The sequence below is a fragment of the Brachybacterium zhongshanense genome (genome assembly GCF_055385755.1).
Genome location: NZ_AP043790.1, coordinates 106111 through 122298, shown reverse-complemented (window position 1 = coordinate 122298; position 16188 = coordinate 106111). Strand labels below are relative to the sequence as shown.

Genomic DNA, 16188 nt, shown 5'->3' with positions numbered 1-16188 from the left:
CCGTGGCCACGATCGTCTCCTACACCGCTCGCCCGCGGCGCCTGACCCAGGCCCTGCTGCTGGCGTTTGCGGTGGTGATCGGCGTGACCGCCTACGCCCTGGTGGGGCTCGGGCGGAGCGATGAGCTGCCCGCGGACCTGATGACCTTCGGCGTCGGTGCGGCCGTGCTCGCCCTCGCTCTGCAGATCGCGGTCATGTGGCGGGCCCCGTATGCGGACCCGGTCATCCTGCCGACGGTGGTCCTCCTGAACCTGCTGGGCATCGCGGTGATCTCGAGCGTCGATGCCGCCAACGTGCGCTACTGGGGCCGCGGCGGGGGCACCGCCGACCGCCAGCAGCTGTGGGCGGTGATCGGCGTGATCCTGTGCCTGGCGGTGCTGATCCTCCTCCGCGATCACCGCTGGCTGCGGCGCTACACATGGATCTTCGCCGTGTGCGGTGCGGTGCTGCTGCTGATGCCGCTGGTGCCTGGGCTCGGTTCCGCCCGCTACGGCTCGCGGATCTGGATCTCGGTCGCCGGCTACTCGTTCCAGCCCGCGGAGCTCGCCAAGATCGCGTTCGCGATCTTCTTCGCCGGCTATCTGGTATCGCGCCGCGACACCCTCGCGCTGGCGGGCCCGAAGGTGCTGGGCATCCAGCTCCCCCGCTGGTCGGACTTCGGTCCGATCCTGGTGGCCTGGGGCTTCGCGATGGCGGTGCTGGTGTTCCAGACCGACCTGGGCACCTCGCTGCTGTTCTTCGGCCTGTTCGTCGCGATGCTGTATGTCGCGACGGACCGTCTGAGCTGGCTGATCATCGGCGCGATCATGTTCGTGCCGCCTGCGGTGTTCGCCGCCACCCAGCTCTCGCACGTCCAGACCCGCATCACCTGCTGGCTGGATCCGCTGGCGAGCGCGAACTTCGACCGCTGCGGGCAGATCAACGCCGGGCTGTACGGCCTGGCCAACGGCGGGATCACGGGCGCAGGGCTCGGCTCGGGGCGACCCGACGTGGTCCCCTTCGCCGACTCCGACTTCATCTACTCCTCCCTCGCCGAGGAGCTCGGTCTGGTGGGCGCCTTCGCGGTGCTGCTGCTGTACCTCCTGCTCGTCGAGCGCGCCGTGCGCGCGGCCGTGGGGATCTCCGACGGCTTCGGCACCCTGCTCGCGGCGGGTCTCGGCTTCGTGGTCGCCCTGCAGGTGTTCGTCGTCGTCGGAGGCGTGACCCGTGTGATCCCGCTGACGGGTCTGACTCTGCCCTTCATGGCCGCGGGAGGCAGCTCGCTGGTGTGCAACTGGATCATCGCGGGGATCCTCGTGCGTCTGTCCGATGCCGCCCGTCGGCCGGCGGCCCGGCAGATCGCCGGCAGCGCGCGCGGAGCCGGTCCCGCCGGGCCGGGATCCGGCGGAGCGTCCGTCGGACCCGGAACTCCCTCCGGCCCGGGGTCGCCCTCGGGCCCGGGCCGTGCCGAGGAGGTGCCCGCATGAACAAGCCCCTGCGCCACATCTGGCTCGTGGTGAGCGTCCTGTTCATCCTGCTGTTCACCTCGACCACCTACTTCCAGGTGGTCGCGCAGGAGCGCCTGAACGCCGACGGACGCAACGTCCGCACGATCTACAACGAATGGGGCCGGCACCGCGGCTCGATCGTGGTGGACGGCAAGGCGATCGCGTCCTCGACCCGCACGGACGACACCTACGGCTACCAGCGCTCCTACGATCCGGGCGAGATGTACGCCTCGATCACGGGATACTACTCGGTGGTCTACGGCTTCTCGGGCCTCGAGCGCTCGATGAACGACACGCTCTCCGGCGATGCCGATGCGCTGTTCTACCAGCGCATCTCGGACATCCTCTCGGGTCGCCAGGGCCAGGGCGCCAGGGTCGACCTGACCATCGACTCCGCCGCGCAGGAGGCCGCCTGGGACGCCCTCGACGGTCGGCGCGGCGCCGTCGTCGCGCTCGACCCCGAGACCGGGGCGATCCTCGCGCTGGTGTCCTCGCCGAGCTTCGACCCCAACGACCTCGCCTCGCACGACACGTCGTCCGTCTCCGAGGCCTGGGCGTCGCTGAACGACGACGCGGAGCGGCCCCTGACCAACCGTGCGATCGCTGGCGACCTGTATCCGCCGGGATCCGCCTTCAAGCTGGTGGTGGCCTCCGCGGCTCTCGAGTCCGGCGACTACACGCCCGACACCATGATCCCCGGGCCCGGCACCTTCACGCTGCCGAACTCGAGCTCGGTGATGAACAACTTCTCCGGCGGGAGCACGACCGCCTGCGGCGAGGACGACGAGTCCACGCTCGCCGACGCCCTCCGGCAGTCGTGCAACACCTCCTTCGCGCAGCTCGGCATCGCCCTCGGCGAGGACGCCCTGGAGAGCACCGCCGAGGAGTTCGGCTTCGGGCAGAGCATGTCGATCCCGCTGTCCGTGACGCCCTCGACGATCGGTCAGGACCTCGACGACGCGCAGCTCGCGACCACGTCGATCGGTCAGTACGAGACCCGTGTGACGCCGCTGCAGATGGCGATGGTCGCCGGCGCGATGGCGAACGACGGTGTCGTCATGCAGCCGCAGCTGGTGCAGTCGGTGCGCACGAGCGACCTGTCGGTCGTCTCGGAGCTGACGCCCACGGAGCTCGGCCAGCCGCTCAGCGCCTCCAACGCCGCCCTCATGCGCCAGATGATGGTCGGGGTGGTCGAGGACGGCACCGGGACGGCGGCGCAGATCGACGACGTCGAGGTCGGCGGCAAGACGGGCACCGCCGAATGGGGCGAGGGGCGCACCGCGCATTCGTGGTTCGTCGGATATGCGCAGACGGACGCGAAGAAGGTGGCGGTGGCCGTGGTGATCGAGGAAGGCGGATACGGGTCGACGGCGGCGGCGCCCGTCGCCCAGGACGTGATGGAGGCGGTGGTCAGCCAGTGAGGACCGAACCCGGGCTGGTGCTCGAAGGACGCTATGAGCTGACCTCCCTGATCGCCACCGGCGGCATGGGACAGGTGTGGAGAGGTCGGGACCGCGAGCTCGAGCGCGATGTGGCCGTGAAGGTGCTGCGCGAGGAGTACGCCTTCGACGAGGGCTTCCTCAAGCGCTTCCGCGCCGAGGCGCGCCACACCGCCGCCCTCTCTCACGACGCGATCGCCGCGCTGTACGACTACGGCGAGCTCGACGGACGCGCCTTCATCGTGATGGAGCTGTGCCCGGGCAGGCCGCTGTCGGACATCATCGAGGAGAACCCCGGCGGCATCCCCGAGCGCCGTGTCGTCTCGGTGCTGATCGATCTCGCGCGGGCGCTCGACGCCGCCCACTCCAAGGGCGTGGTGCATCGTGATGTGAAGCCCGAGAACGTGCTGGTCGATGAGTCCGACGACTGGTCCATGAAGATCACGGACTTCGGCATCGCCCGCAGCAGCGACCAGGCGCGCCTGACCAAGACCGGCCTGGTCATGGGCACTGCCCAGTACCTCTCCCCCGAGCAGGCGATGGGCAAGCAGGCCACCTCGCTGTCGGACATCTACGCCCTGGGGATCGTCGCCTACGAGATGCTGGTGGGGCATCGCCCCTTCACCGGCTCCTCCCAGGTGGAGATCGCGATGGCGCAGGTCAAGCAGCAGCCCCCGGCTCTGCCCGAGTCCATCAATCCTGACCTTCGCCAGCTCGTGATGATGGCCCTGGCGAAGGCGCCGGCGAACCGACCCCGCTCAGCGGCGGCGGTCGCCCGGATCCTCGAGGCGATCCAGCGCGGCGTGGAGCCCCGCTTCACGACCGGGGCGATCCCCGTCAGCCGTGTCGAGGACCACGACTGGACCGGCGAGAACCGGGTCCGTCCGCGCAGCGGCTCCGAGACCGGGTCCGGGTCCGACGGCGGTGCGGCAGATCCGGGTGCGGCAGATCCGGGTGCGATCGGCCCGGGCGCATCGGCGTCGGGTGCGTCCGGTGCGCCCTCGCGCCCCGGACATTCGCCGACGGGCACCCGCACGGCCGCGATGCCCCTGCCGCTCTCGGGCCGACGGGGCATCCGCCACCGCTCGGGACCGAGCGCCGGCTCGGCACGCTCGGCGACGTCAGCAGCATCCGCTGCTTCCGGTGCATCCGCCCTGTCGGCGGGATCCGCGCTGTCGGCGTCGTCGGCCTCGGAGCCGCCGTCGTCCCACCGGACGTCACGACCCGCCGGACACGGCCCGGCCGACGCATCGCCGCTGTCGCTGTCCTCGGCCCTGTCGGCGTCGTCGGCCTCGGAGGCTCCCGCCTCCCCGCGCTCGGCCGGTGTAGCCCCGTCCCTGGACGGTGTGGACACCCAGAACTCGACGCGCACCGTGCGCGGCACCTCGACCGGCAGGACGGTCCTCGGACCGTTCACCCTTCCCGGGCTGATCCTGCTGATCATCGTGGTGATCGCCATCCTCGCGGCGGTCGCCGGGGCGATGGGCTGGCTCCCCCTGTCGGCATCGGGGGCGACGGATCTCGCCCGCGCCATGGACATCGGTCACGCGGGCTCGGGCGACAGCGCGTCAGCAACTACGATGGTCGGAACGGTCCTGGATGGCCGCGGCACGAGGAACGGTGTGGAGTGAGCGAAGAGAACCTGGTCCTGGGGGGCCGCTACACCCTGGGGCGGATCCTCGGGCACGGCGGCATGGCCGAGGTGTACCTCGCGCAGGACAAGCGTCTGCACCGCACGGTCGCGGTGAAGGTGCTGCGCTCCGATCTCGCCCGTGACGACAACTTCCAGGAGCGCTTCCGCCGCGAGGCGCAGAGCGCCGCCGCGCTGAACCATCCTTCGATCGTCGCCGTCTACGACACCGGCGAGGAACGGACCGTCTCGCCCACCGGCGCCGAGATGACCATCCCGTACATCGTCATGGAGTACGTCCACGGCACCACTCTGCGCGAGCACATCGATCCCGAGGATCCGATGCCCGCCCAGCGCGCCGGGGAGATCATGGCCGCCCTGCTGAGCGCGCTCGAGTACTCGCATCGCTCCGGCATCGTGCACCGCGACATCAAGCCCGGCAACGTCATGATCAACGACGCCGGCCAGGTCAAGGTCATGGACTTCGGCATCGCACGCGCGGTGGCCGACGCCGCGAGCGCCATGACCGCCACGCAGGCCGTCATGGGTACCGCCCAGTACCTCTCCCCCGAGCAGGCCCGCGGCCAGCTGGTCGACGCCCGCTCCGACATCTACTCCGCCGCCTGCGTGATGTACGAGCTGCTCACGGGGCGCCCGCCGTTCACCGGCGACACCCCCGTCTCGATCGCCTACCAGCATGTGCGTGAGGAGCCCGTGGCTCCGTCGGCCTACAACCCGGCGATCACGCCGGCGCTGGACGCCGTGATCCTCACGGGGCTCGCGAAGGACCGCGAGAAGCGCTACCCGAGCGCCGTCGCCTTCTCCCGCGACATCGCCCTCGCGGTCGCCGGTCGCGAGCCGCGGCTGGTCGACGGCGAGGTCCCCGTGGGCTCCGACGCCGAGGCGACGACCCTGCTGGGCGCCGCCGGCGACACCACCGAGGCTCTCCCGGTGATGACCGCGCAGACCCAGGCGCTCGGCGCGGCCGCAGGCACGCAGGCGATGCCGGGAGCCGCATCCCCGTCCTCCGCCGCGGGCGGCGTCTCCCCCCGCTCCCCGCAGGAGGCGGAGGCGGCCGAGGAGGAGCACAGGAAGCCGATCTGGCTGTTCGTCCTGGTGACGCTCGCCGTCCTGGCCGTCGCCGCGGCGCTGCTGTGGTGGCTGGACCCGTTCGACTGGCGGGGCCCGGAGACGACCTCGGTGCCCACCCTCGCCGGGCTCTCCCAGGAGCAGGCGGAGTCCGCGCTGGACGACGCCGGTCTGGTCGGCGAGTACGAGCAGGAGCAGTCCGAGGACGTCGAGGCCGGCTACGTGATCAGCTCGGACCCCGATGCCGGCACCGAGATCACCGTCGGCCGGACCGTCGTGGTGACCGTCTCGGCCGGACCGGAGCCGGTCGACGTCCCCGATGTCGTCGGGAAGTCCCGGGAGGATGCCGAGGCGGCCCTCTCGGAGTTCGATCTGTCGATGAGCGTCGACGCCGAGGAGGATCAGGCGGACACCGCCGAGGGCATCGTCATCAGCACTGATCCGCGCGCGGGCACCGCGGCGGAGCGCGGTGACACCATCAGCGTGACCGTCGCCTCCGGGATGTACACGGTCCCGAACGTCGAGGGCCAGGACGTCGACACCGCGACCGCGACGCTCGAGGGTCTCGGCTTCGAGGTCGACACGACCACCACCACGACCTCCGACGAGTCCCCCGGGACCGTCGTCAGCCAGGACCGCGCCGCGGACAGCCGCATCGACATCGGCTCGACGGTCACCCTGTCCGTCGCGGCGGAGGGCACCGTCACGGTGCCCAACGTGACCGGACGCAGCCGCGAGGATGCCGAAGGCGTCCTGCAGGGCGAGGGCTTCGGCACCACGGTCGAGTTCGAGGCCTCCGACTCGGTCGACGAGGGGTTCGTGATCCGCACCGATCCCGCCGCCAACGACGAGGTCGAGCCCGGCTCGACGATCACGATCATCGTGTCCACCGGCCCGGACACCCCGACGGAGGACCCGACGACGACTCCGACGGAGGACCCGACCACCACGACGGAGGAGCCCAGCGAGACCCCCTCCACGACGCCCACCAAGACCGACGACTCCACGGACGACGGCGACGATCAGGGCGACGACGCCTCCGGCGACGACCAGGGAGGGCAGTGACATGACCGGGACGACGGGAACGCATCCCCCTGCTCCGACCGCGCGGATCCTGGTGATCGACAACTACGACAGCTTCGTCTTCACCATCGTCGGCTATCTGCAGCAGATGGGCGCGGACTGCACCGTCGTGCGCAACGACGAGGTCCTGGAGACCGCCGACGGCGCCGTCGACCTCACCGGCTATGACGGCGTCCTGGTCTCCCCCGGGCCCGGGAACCCGCAGACCGCCGGTCGTTCGCTGGACGTCATCGGCCGCTGCGCCGAGCAGGAGATCCCGATGCTCGGGGTGTGCCTCGGCCATCAGGCCCTCGGCGAGCGCTTCGGCGCGACCGTCGCCCACGCGCCTCAGCTCATGCACGGGCGCACGAGCGTCCTCTCCCACGACGGGGCGAGCGTCTTCGCGGGAGTCCCCAGCCCCGTCACCGCGACCAGGTACCACTCCCTGACCGTCGTGCCGGAGACCGTGCCCGATGAGCTCGAGGTCACCGCCTGGACGGCCGACGGCGTTATCATGGGCCTCGCGCATCGCACGCTGCCCCTCCACGGCGTGCAGTTCCACCCCGAGTCGGTGCTCACGGAGTCCGGGCACCTGATGCTCGCGCGCTTCCTGGAGCTGTGCGACGGCGTCGACGCCGTCGAGCGGTCCCGGGGCCTCGCTCCGCTTCTCGCGCCCTCCTGAACTGCGCATCCCCCGCGGCCGGATCCGCGAAGCCGGACTCGCAGCGGCCTGCCCTCAGCAGCCGGACTCGCAGCAGCCGGATCCTCAGCAGGCCGTCACCGAGTTGATCAGCCGGGCGAGGAGCCGATCAGGCCGTCGTTGAAGGGCATGTAGGGAGCGATCCAGGGGAAGACCCATTGGAAGAGCACGACGATGATCGCCACGACCAGCAGGATGGCGATGATGACGCGCAGCCAGATGGGGCCGGGCAGGTGGCGGAACATCCAGGCGTACATCGGCTCAGGCTCCCTCGTCGATGTCGGCGAGGGCCTCGGGGATGCCGTCCTCGCGCAGGGTCCAGTAGGAGAGCTCCGCGTGGACGATGTAGCGCTCGCGCGCGGAGTACATGGGGTGGCAGGCCGTCAGAGTCATCATGCGGCGCGTCGGCTCGGCATCGGGGTCGTCGGGATCCGGCGCGATGACGTCGACCTCCGACGGGTCGACGACCACGGTCGAGGTGACCTCGTAGACGTAGAAGACGTCGGCGGTCTCGACGACGATAGGGTCACCGGCCTCGAGACGGGCGATGTCCTCGAACGGACGGCCGTAGGTGTTGCGGTGGCCGGCGACGGCGAAGTTGCCCACCTGCCCGGGCAGAGCGGTCTCCGGGTAGTGGCCGACGCCCTTGACGTTGAGGACGGTCTCGAGGTCGACGCCTTCGGCGATCGGCGAGCGCACACGGTCGAAGGCCGGCACGTGGATGGTTCCCCAGACCATCCCCTCGGCCCCGATCTCGGGGACCGGGGGCTCGCCGTCCTGGGGCTCGGCGATGGTCTGCCCGTCGACGGTGCCCCATTCGTCGTCGAGCGCATCGAGGATGCCTGCGTGCTCGCGGTCGGCGACGACGTCGGTCCACCACAGCTGCCATGCGACGAACAGGAGCAGCAGCGCCCCGAGCGTCAGCAGCACTTCTCCGAGCACGCCCACGGCGGAGGCGAGGAAGGTGCGGCGGGGAACAGCGCGGTGTCCTCGTCGGGCGGCCATCATCCTGCTTTCGCGATGTCGATCGTGAGGGAGCCCTCGAAAGCGGGGAGGGTCGTCTCGTCCAGGGTCTCGATCTTCTCCCCGAGGCCGACGTAGTCGACCCATTCGCGGTAGACCTGCACGCCGGGAGCCTGATCGAGCGCGGCCATCATCTCATCCGTCGGGCCGATCGCGGTGATCGTGAACGGCGGGGAGTAGACGCGCCCCTCGAGCAGGAGGGTGTTGCCGGCGCAGCGGAAGGCGCTGCCGTTGACGACCCGCTGGTCCTGCAGCATCATCGCCTCCGCGCCCCCGGCCCAGAGGGCGTTGATGTAGGTCTCCATGTCCTGCTGGTGGACGACGAGGTCGTCGGGCTCGATGCCGTCCTTGGAGCCGAGGGCGCTGGTGGGCGCGTCGGTGAGGGTGATCCGGAGGGCCGGGCCGGTGGCCTCGGTGAGGCCGACCATGTCGGAGACGATCCCGAGCCTCTCGTCGGTGGCGTCGTCGGAGCCTTCTGCGGTGAGCTGGTCGATCTCGGCACGCTTCTGCGCGGCCTCCTGCTCGAGCTCGTCGATGGTGTCGGCGCGATCCTGGAGCGCTGCGGCGACGTCGCCGGAGTCGTTGCGCAGGGAGTCACCGCCCGCGAGGCGGGCGGTGGTCACGAACAGCACGCCGCACAGGATCATCACCAGGCCGACGCCGATGGCGCCCGCAGGACGGCGCTGCGGACGCGTCGGCTCGGTCGGCTGGCTCTCGTCCTCCTCGTCCATGCCTCCTGCTCCCCTCCTCCTCGTGGATCGGCATCGGGCCGACGGACATCCTGCTGGTCCGGTCGGGTGTCGAGCCCGGTGCGGAACATGGCTGCGGGCGTCTGCTCGCACGCTCAGGTCACGGCCATTACCCTAGGCCACGGTCCGTGTTCGCGGACCCGCACGGCATCGCCGGGCGTCCCTGCGTCGAGGAGCACCGTCACATGGCGAGGAGCAAGAGGAAGCGGTCCGCAGCGGCCGGGTCGTCGGCGAAGGCCGCCGCCCCCGCATCGGAGGACCTCGAGGACCTCACCGCCGACGCGGTCGACGGCGCGGATGCGGAGGACGGAGCGGACGAGAGCTCCGCCTCCGACAACTCCGACGGATCCGACGATCGGTCGGAGAAGGGCGCGGAGACGACCGAGGACGACTCCTCGACGTCGAAGGGTGCAGGGGGGAAGAAGGACTCGGACGCGAAGAAGGGCGCTCGGGGGAGGAAGGGCGCCCAGGAGAAGCGGTCTGCGGGCGAGCCGACGAAGAAGGCCCGCCAGCTCGATGACGAGGTCGCGGAGAAGGCGAAGGACGCGACCAAGAAGGCATCGCCGAAGCGCACCGCGGCCGCCGAGAGCGCCCGCACGGGTCGCCGCCGTGCCGCCGCCGTGGCTCCGAACCCGGCGTGGCTGGCACCGACGGCTGTCGTGCTGCTGATCGTGGGCCTGCTGTATCTGGTCGCCTACTACTTGTCGGCCGGCACCCTTCCGCTGCCCATCGACGACTGGAACCTCGCTGTCGGCTTCGGCATCATGCTCGCCGGCGGCGGCATGCTCATGTTCTGGAAGTAGGCGACCCGGGGATGGGGAGTGCTCCCCATCCCGATTCAGACTGTTCCCAGGTAGGGTGATGGGCGTCGATGGCCATCCCTGGCATCGGCTCACGACCGATCTCCCGGGGGCCCTCATGGACACCTTCTCGTCTCGCCGACGACGGTTCGCAGCCGCGCTGCTGCTGCCGTTCGTCCTGCTGCTGGCCGGCTGCGGCCGCCTCACCGCCGACTTCGAGATCACGAGCGTCGACGAGATCTCCGTGGCCATGGACATCGGCATCGACGAGACCTATCTGTCCATGATGGGAGGGACCTACGCATCGGCCCAGGATCTCTGCGACGAGATGCTGGCCGAGGAGGATCCCGGGGCGTGGGGCAGCGCAGATGTCGAGTCCTATGAAGAGGACGGCATCTGGGGCTGCCGCATCTCCGGCGTCATCGAGCGCGCAGACTTCGGCAGCGATCTCCAGCTGTCCGAGGACGGCGGCGAGTACCACCTCGTGATGGACACGGGCAGCAGCTTCGGCTACAGCGAAGAGGACCTCGAGAGCCTCGAATACCTGGGCGACTACGAGTTCCGCATCTCCTTCACGTTCCCGGGCGAGATCCTGACCTCGGCCGGCGGCACCATCGACGGCAGCACGGTCACCTACGACGACCCTGCTGACCTCCTCAACAACGGCGTCGACATCACGGCCGAGGCGGGCGGCGGCTTCCCGTGGCTGATCGTGGTGATCGTGGCGGTGGTGCTGATCCTCCTCGCGCTCCTCGTGATCGCGGCCGTGATCTTCTTCGTGCTCCGCGCCCGTCGCGCGAAGAACACGCCCACCAGCGGTTTCGGACCCTCGGGGACGCCCGGAGCTCCCGGTGCACCGGGGGCTCCCGGAGTCCCGCCCGCGCCCGGTGCCCCCGGTGATCCCGGTGGTCCTGGAGCGAGCGCCTCCTTCGGCGCGGTCGGGGCGGCGGGATCGCCCTACGGCTCCCCGGCTCCGTCACCCGGCCCCGCCGCTCCCGCAGCTCCGCAGTGGGGAGCGCAGCCGTCCTCTCCCGCCGCGCCGGTGCAGCCGTCGCCTCCGGCCCAGCCGGGTCAGCCGTCGGCGCCGCAGTGGGGCCCGCCCGCCCACGCCCCGCAGGCTCCCCAGCAGCCCGCGCCTCCGCAGCAGCAGCCATGGAGCCACCCCGATCAGCAGCAGGGCCAGCAGCCATGGAGCCAGCCTCCGGCCCCGCAGCAGGACCCGAACGCCCAGTACGACCAGGCCGGTCAGGACGCATGGAACCAGGATCCGCAGAACCCGGGATCCCAGCCCCCAGGGTCGCAGAACCAGGGCTGGTGAGCTCGGGGGCGCTCCCCTGACCCCGCCGGCGCGAGGCCCGAGCGTCGATCCGCAGAGGATCGCGCTCGGGCCTCGTCATGGCACAGGTCTCGCCACCGATGCAGACGGCATAGGGCTCGCCACCGCTCTTCTCGTCTCAGCGCTCCACACGCAGGCACGGCCTGCGGCCCGGGGGCTTCCACACCGGGCGGCGGATGGCATGTGGGCAGGGTCACCGCCTCTCGATTGGCGCTGACCTCGCGTTCCACATATAGTTGATCAGGTCAGCGAGAGCCGACAAGCGCCCGTAGCTTAACGGATAGAGCATCTGACTACGGATCAGAAGGTTGGGGGTTCGAATCCCTCCGGGCGCACAGAGGAAGCCCCGGCCAGAAGAGATTCTGGCCGGGGCTTCAGTCTTATGGCCCGCTCCGGCAGGATTCTGGTCGACACGCGGACGGGCCGACGCCCGCGACGGGGCCGACGGCGGCCCTCCCAGGAAGGACAGAGCGACATGAGGATCTCCGCCAAGGCCGACTACGCCGTGCGCGCCGCCGTGCAGCTCGCCGCCGCGGCCGAGGGCGAGACGCTGTCCACCGAGACCCTCGCCACCGAGCAGGACATCCCCTCCCGCTTCCTCGAGGGCATCCTCGGGGACCTGCGTCGCCAGGGTCTGGTCATCAGCCGGCGCGGCGCCCGCGGCGGCTACCTCCTGGGCCGACCGGCCGACGAGATCACCGTCGCCGACGTCATCCGGGCGATCGAGGGCCCCCTGGTCTACGTCCGCGGGGAACGGCCCTCGCACCTCGAGTACCACGGCCCCGCCTCCGACCTGCCCGACGTCTGGGTGGCGCTGCGCGCGAACGTCCGCTCCGTGCTCGAGGAGGTCACCCTCGCGGACATCGCGACGCACTCGCTGCCCGCGCACATCGCCGAGATCACCCAGGACGACGAGGTCTGGCACAACCGCTGACCCGCGGGGCGCCTCCGCTGCGTCCCCGTCCCTGCACCGGGCCCGCCCCGTCGTCACGACCGCCCTGTCTCCACGACCGCCCCGTCGTCAGCCTTATGGCATGTCCAAGCAAAGATTGTGACGGCATGCGTCTGCCCCCTTGATTCCGACCAAGCCGGTCGGATAAACAGTCTTCCTGTGGAGAGTCCACGACCTTCCGGAAGGACATGACCGATGAGACGACTCGTCCTGCTCGCCCTGGTGGGCCTCGCAGCCCAGCTCGTGGACGGCAGTCTCGGCATGGCCTACGGGGTCACGTCGACGACGCTGCTGCTCGCCGTCGGCACGAACCCCGCGGCGGCGTCGGCCACCGTGCACCTGGCAGAGATCGGCACCACGCTGGCCTCGGGCGCCTCCCACTGGCGGTTCGGGAACGTGGACTGGAAGGTGGTGCGACGGATCGCGATCCCGGGAGCGATCGGCTCCTTCGCCGGCGCGACGTTCCTGGCCTCGATCTCCACCGAGGTCGCCAAGCCGCTCATGTCCGGGATCCTCCTGACGCTGGGCCTCTACGTGATCCTGCGCTTCACCTTCAAGGGCATCGACCGCAGCCGCCTCGGCCAGCCGCTGCGTCGGCGCTTCCTGACCCCGCTGGGCCTCGTCGCCGGCTTCATGGACGCCACCGGCGGCGGCGGCTGGGGCCCCGTCGGCACCCCCGCCCTGCTCGCGAGCGGCCGCATCGCGCCGCGGAAGGTCGTCGGCTCCATCGACACCAGCGAGTTCGTCGTCTCGGTCGCCGCCTCGCTCGGCTTCCTGCTGGGCCTCGGCACCGCGGGCATCGACATCGCCCTCGTCGTCGCGCTCCTGATCGGCGGTCTGATCGCCGCCCCGATCGCGGCCTACCTGGTGCGGCTGTTCCCCGCTCGCGTGCTCGGCTCGCTGGTCGGCGGAATCATCATCCTCACCAACGTCAACACCCTGCTGGGCAGTGATGTCGTCCCGGAGATCGACGGCCTCAAGCCGGTGGTCCTCGGCATCATCGCCGTCCTGTGGGCCGCCGCCGTCACCTATTCGGTGCGTGCGCACCGTCGTGCGGTCCGCGATGAGGCCCTCGAGGCCGAAGCCGCCGCGGATGCCGCCGACAGCACGGACGGAACGGACGGGGCGGCTCGGGCCGACGAGGGGGCGGACGCATCCACCGGCTCCACCGCTTCCGACGAGCGCGTGCTCGCCGCAGAGCGCTGATCCGACGCTCCGGTCCACGACGCTGGGTCCGGGCTCCGTTCCACGACGCTGGGTCCGGGCGCTGACGCAGAAGGCCGATCCCGGGCGCCTGTCCCGGGATCGGCCTTCTGCGTGCTGAGGGCGCCTCAGGCTCGAGCGGTCAGAACGTCCGAATGGTCAGAGCGTCCGAGCGGTCAGAGCATCGCGGACAGAGGGCCAGGCCACCATCCGCTCACGCGCCTCAGGATCGGTCTCGGCCTGGATGGCCTCCGCACGCGCCAGCTCGAGGAGCTCATCGACCTCCACGCGCTCCCCGCGGTCGACGGAGGCGACCGCCGCCTCGACCATCGCGAAGCTGAGCAGGTTCTCGTGGATCTCGCACAGCGGGGTCCGGCCCTCCCGCAGAGCGGACACGAACTCGACGAGCGAGGCTGCGATCTGGTCGGGCTCGGGATCTCCTGCGGCGGCCGCAGCGGCGGCGTCGGCCTCCTCGGCGGCGACCTCCGCCATCAGACGCTCGGTCTCCGACTCGTCGGCCGTGCCGAGCACCGGTGCCCCCATGCCGTCCCATATGGCGGTCCCGTGCTGGGCGCCGATGCGCCAGTCACTGTTCCAGTAGGTCGGCAGACCACGGGCGTTCCAGGTGCCGTTGTAGACGAACAGCGAGCCGTCGGACATCTCGAAGGTCGCACTGACCGAGGCGTCATGCGTGTAGACGCTCCACTCGGGGCGGGCGCCGCGAGCGGTGACCGCCACCGGGTCGGCCCCCGTGATGAACCGTGCGGCGTCGAAGGCATGGATGCCCATGTCGCGCAGCAGAGGGTGCAGCTGGGTGCGGCGGTATCCGTCGTGCTCCTCGAACAGCGAGAAGAACGCCGACGTCAGGACCGTCGGCCCATGTCCGGCGACGAAGGACCGCAGACGGCGCACCTGCCGGAAGAACCGGCGGGACTGGGACACCATGAACGGGGTGCCGGTGATCTCGGCATGCGCCAGCAGGCTGATCGCCTCCGGCAGCGTCTCCGTGACGGGCTTCTCCCCCAGCACGGGGATCCCGGCATGCAGGGCCTTCACGGTCACCGGATGATGGGCGACAGGCACCGTGGGGTTCACGATGATGTCGGCCCCGACCTCGAGGGCGAGGTCGACGCCGTCGGCGCCGACACCGATCGCCGACGGATCCGCAGCACCGGACTGCTCGATGACCCGCTCGGGAGCTCCCTCCACGAGGTCGGCGACGCCCACCAGCTCTGCCACCCCGCTCGCGACGATCTCGCGGGCCCACCAGCTGCCCATGCCGCCCGCTCCGACGACGACTGCGCGAGCAGGCCGGTCCGCGGGCAGCGGAGCGACCGCACGTCGGCCGACGGCGGAGCCGCTGCGAGGACCGACCTCCGGGCTGCGATCCACGTCGGGGTTGCGATCGACGTCGGGGTTGCGATCGACGTGAGTGCTGCTGAGATCAGATGACACGCTCGGCCGCCTCCGGATTCTCGGGACGGAACCAGTTGCGCTGGGCGTTGGCGATCTTCACCGGGGCGGCCGGACGCTCCTCGGGCCGCGCCCAGACGACCGCGTTGGCCAGCACCCGCTGGATCTCGGCCTGGCGGTAGACGGGATACTCCTGGTCCCCCGGGGAGAAGTAGAAGACCTTCCCCTTGCCGCGACGGAAGACGCAGCCCGAGCGGAACACCTCGCCGCCCGCGAACGACGAGACGAAGACGAGCTCGTCGGGCGCGGGGATGTCGAACATCTCCCCGTACATCTCCTGTGCGGGGATGATGATCGGATGCGGGACCCCGCGGGTGATCGGATGGGAGCCGTTCACGGTCCACACCCGCTCCTCCTCGCCCTCGTTCCGCCACAGCAGGTTGCAGGTGGTGCCCATGAGCAGACGGAAGGGCTTGGAGTAGTGCGCCGAATGCAGCGGGATCAGACCCATGCCCTCGTGGACGCGACGCACGACGCGCTCGGCGACCTCGTCGGGCACGTCCCCGTGAGCCATGTGCCCCCACCAGGTCAGCACATCGGTCTCGGCGAGAGCCTCCTCGGAGAGGGACTCCTCGATGTCGTCGAGGAGGGCGATCCTGACCTCGGCGTCGACGCCGTCGGCCGCGAGGGTGGCACGCAGCCCCTCCGCGATGACGGTGTGCATGCCTTCGGGATACACCTCCTGGACGGTGGGATCGACCTTCTCGTGCCGGTTCTCGCCGAAGACGGCGATGCGCAGTGCCATGGTGCAGACCTTCGCTCGTGAGGGGTTCATACCGACGCGGCATCAGGGCTCTCGAGCTCCGTCCGCGCCGCGGTCGGACCATCGTAGAAGCGTCCGACGAGCGCCGGAAGCACCTTCGCCCCGCCAATCCGTGAACGCTCCCGGAACGCTCCCCGATACTGGCCCGGTCACTGCAAGAACGGCTCGCCCGCCGCTGAGATGCTCCCGCGGAGCCGTGCCCGTCCATCCACCGGGCCATCTCCGCGCGGCATCCCTCGCTCTTGCAGATTCGCATCGATCGCCCGCTGCGCCCGATCGAGGCTCGAGGTCAGGACGATGGGCGTGCACGGGCCGATGAAAGAGGACGCGTGACAGCCCCGCCGCAGGCCGGTCGCAGATCAGTGGGAGCCGTTCCGCCCGCTCGGCGGCGAGCGCTCTCCACCGAAGGTCCCTTCTTGCAAGAAACGTGACCATCGTGTGACCGGATTCTCACGAGGAGTGGTCTATGGTCGTCCAGAGGT

14 protein-coding genes and 1 tRNA gene are annotated in these 16188 nt (G+C 70.5%); 10 read left to right on the top strand and 5 right to left on the bottom strand.

Features of this window, described 5'->3' with window-relative positions; all coding sequences use genetic code 11:
• Positions 1-2 precede the first annotated feature (2 nt).
• From ACZ5AJ_RS00460 to ACZ5AJ_RS00440, 5 genes are read left to right on the top strand one after another with little or no spacing between them, the layout of a single operon-like run.
• Complete coding sequence (locus ACZ5AJ_RS00460; protein WP_464136158.1) at positions 3-1466, top strand: FtsW/RodA/SpoVE family cell cycle protein; 1464 nt, start codon at positions 3-5, stop codon at positions 1464-1466.
• Positions 1463-2908 carry a peptidoglycan D,D-transpeptidase FtsI family protein gene (locus tag ACZ5AJ_RS00455; RefSeq protein WP_464136157.1) on the top strand — a complete coding sequence of 482 codons (1446 nt, stop codon included), beginning with the start codon at positions 1463-1465 and terminating at the stop codon, positions 2906-2908. The genes ACZ5AJ_RS00460 and ACZ5AJ_RS00455 overlap by 4 nt, the downstream gene beginning before the upstream one ends.
• A complete protein-coding gene (locus tag ACZ5AJ_RS00450) occupies positions 2905-4557 on the top strand; it encodes a serine/threonine-protein kinase (protein WP_464136156.1) in 1653 nt (550 codons plus the stop codon). Before ACZ5AJ_RS00455 ends, ACZ5AJ_RS00450 begins: the two co-directional genes overlap by 4 nt.
• Positions 4554-6710 (top strand): Stk1 family PASTA domain-containing Ser/Thr kinase, encoded by a 2157-nt coding sequence (gene pknB / locus ACZ5AJ_RS00445; RefSeq protein WP_464136155.1) that lies wholly within the window; start codon positions 4554-4556, stop codon positions 6708-6710. Before ACZ5AJ_RS00450 ends, pknB begins: the two co-directional genes overlap by 4 nt.
• Position 6711: 1 nt before the next feature.
• Entirely contained in the window at positions 6712-7389 is a 678-nt protein-coding gene (locus tag ACZ5AJ_RS00440) for an aminodeoxychorismate/anthranilate synthase component II (protein ID WP_464136154.1), read from the top strand.
• 107 nt (positions 7390-7496) lie between these two features.
• Here ACZ5AJ_RS00440 and ACZ5AJ_RS00435 read toward each other — a convergent pair whose 3' ends face one another.
• From ACZ5AJ_RS00435 to ACZ5AJ_RS00425, 3 genes are read right to left on the bottom strand one after another with little or no spacing between them, the layout of a single operon-like run.
• Positions 7497-7664 carry a hypothetical protein gene (locus tag ACZ5AJ_RS00435; protein WP_464136153.1) on the bottom strand — a complete coding sequence of 56 codons (168 nt, stop codon included), beginning with the start codon at positions 7662-7664 and terminating at the stop codon, positions 7497-7499.
• Positions 7665-7668: 4 nt separating this feature from the next.
• A complete protein-coding gene (locus ACZ5AJ_RS00430; RefSeq protein WP_464136152.1) occupies positions 7669-8412 on the bottom strand; it encodes a class E sortase in 744 nt (247 codons plus the stop codon).
• Positions 8412-9161, bottom strand: coding sequence for a DUF881 domain-containing protein (locus tag ACZ5AJ_RS00425; RefSeq protein WP_464136151.1), 750 nt, complete (start codon positions 9159-9161; stop codon positions 8412-8414). Before ACZ5AJ_RS00425 ends, ACZ5AJ_RS00430 begins: the two co-directional genes overlap by 1 nt.
• 203 nt (positions 9162-9364) lie before the next feature.
• On the opposite strand from ACZ5AJ_RS00425, the gene ACZ5AJ_RS00420 reads away from it, so the two are divergent.
• The 5 genes from ACZ5AJ_RS00420 to ACZ5AJ_RS00400 all read left to right on the top strand — a co-directional run bounded on the left by ACZ5AJ_RS00420 (position 9365) and on the right by ACZ5AJ_RS00400 (position 13473).
• On the top strand, positions 9365-9982 hold the full coding sequence (locus ACZ5AJ_RS00420; RefSeq protein WP_464136150.1) for a cell division protein CrgA: 618 nt from the start codon (positions 9365-9367) through the stop codon (positions 9980-9982).
• A gap of 115 nt (positions 9983-10097) precedes the next feature.
• Positions 10098-11297 carry an LppM family (lipo)protein gene (locus tag ACZ5AJ_RS00415; RefSeq protein WP_464136149.1) on the top strand — a complete coding sequence of 400 codons (1200 nt, stop codon included), beginning with the start codon at positions 10098-10100 and terminating at the stop codon, positions 11295-11297.
• Between the two features lie 280 nt (positions 11298-11577).
• Positions 11578-11650, top strand: a tRNA-Arg gene (locus ACZ5AJ_RS00410).
• A 140-nt stretch (positions 11651-11790) separates the two neighbouring features.
• The gene (locus ACZ5AJ_RS00405; protein WP_464136148.1) at positions 11791-12249 is read left to right on the top strand and encodes an RrF2 family transcriptional regulator; all 459 of its coding nucleotides are present in this window, start codon (positions 11791-11793) and stop codon (positions 12247-12249) included.
• A 213-nt stretch (positions 12250-12462) separates the two neighbouring features.
• On the top strand, positions 12463-13473 hold the full coding sequence (locus tag ACZ5AJ_RS00400) for a sulfite exporter TauE/SafE family protein (RefSeq protein ID WP_464136147.1): 1011 nt from the start codon (positions 12463-12465) through the stop codon (positions 13471-13473).
• Positions 13474-13629: 156 nt separating this feature from the next.
• Here the strand turns inward: ACZ5AJ_RS00400 and ACZ5AJ_RS00395 are convergent, their stop codons facing one another.
• Together ACZ5AJ_RS00395 and ACZ5AJ_RS00390 are read right to left on the bottom strand one after the other, a co-directional pair.
• A complete protein-coding gene (locus tag ACZ5AJ_RS00395) occupies positions 13630-14925 on the bottom strand; it encodes a Gfo/Idh/MocA family protein (protein ID WP_464136146.1) in 1296 nt (431 codons plus the stop codon).
• Positions 14915-15688, bottom strand: coding sequence for a ThuA domain-containing protein (locus tag ACZ5AJ_RS00390; RefSeq protein ID WP_464136145.1), 774 nt, complete (start codon positions 15686-15688; stop codon positions 14915-14917). Before ACZ5AJ_RS00390 ends, ACZ5AJ_RS00395 begins: the two co-directional genes overlap by 11 nt.
• Between the last annotated feature and the right edge of the window lie 500 nt (positions 15689-16188).

Bases quoted from the DNA above. Each gene is read 5' to 3' on its own strand.
- ACZ5AJ_RS00455 (WP_464136157.1), top strand. From the start codon at position 1,463: ATGAACAAGCCCCTGCGCCACATCTGGCTCGTGGTGAGCGTCCTGTTC.
- ACZ5AJ_RS00440 (WP_464136154.1), top strand. From the start codon at position 6,712: ATGACCGGGACGACGGGAACGCATCCCCCTGCTCCGACCGCGCGGATC.
- ACZ5AJ_RS00435 (WP_464136153.1), bottom strand. From the start codon at position 7,664: ATGTACGCCTGGATGTTCCGCCACCTGCCCGGCCCCATCTGGCTGCGC.
- ACZ5AJ_RS00430 (WP_464136152.1), bottom strand. From the start codon at position 8,412: ATGGCCGCCCGACGAGGACACCGCGCTGTTCCCCGCCGCACCTTCCTC.
- ACZ5AJ_RS00425 (WP_464136151.1), bottom strand. From the start codon at position 9,161: ATGGACGAGGAGGACGAGAGCCAGCCGACCGAGCCGACGCGTCCGCAG.
- ACZ5AJ_RS00420 (WP_464136150.1), top strand. From the start codon at position 9,365: ATGGCGAGGAGCAAGAGGAAGCGGTCCGCAGCGGCCGGGTCGTCGGCG.
- ACZ5AJ_RS00415 (WP_464136149.1), top strand. From the start codon at position 10,098: ATGGACACCTTCTCGTCTCGCCGACGACGGTTCGCAGCCGCGCTGCTG.
- ACZ5AJ_RS00405 (WP_464136148.1), top strand. From the start codon at position 11,791: ATGAGGATCTCCGCCAAGGCCGACTACGCCGTGCGCGCCGCCGTGCAG.
- ACZ5AJ_RS00400 (WP_464136147.1), top strand. From the start codon at position 12,463: ATGAGACGACTCGTCCTGCTCGCCCTGGTGGGCCTCGCAGCCCAGCTC.
- ACZ5AJ_RS00390 (WP_464136145.1), bottom strand. From the start codon at position 15,688: ATGGCACTGCGCATCGCCGTCTTCGGCGAGAACCGGCACGAGAAGGTC.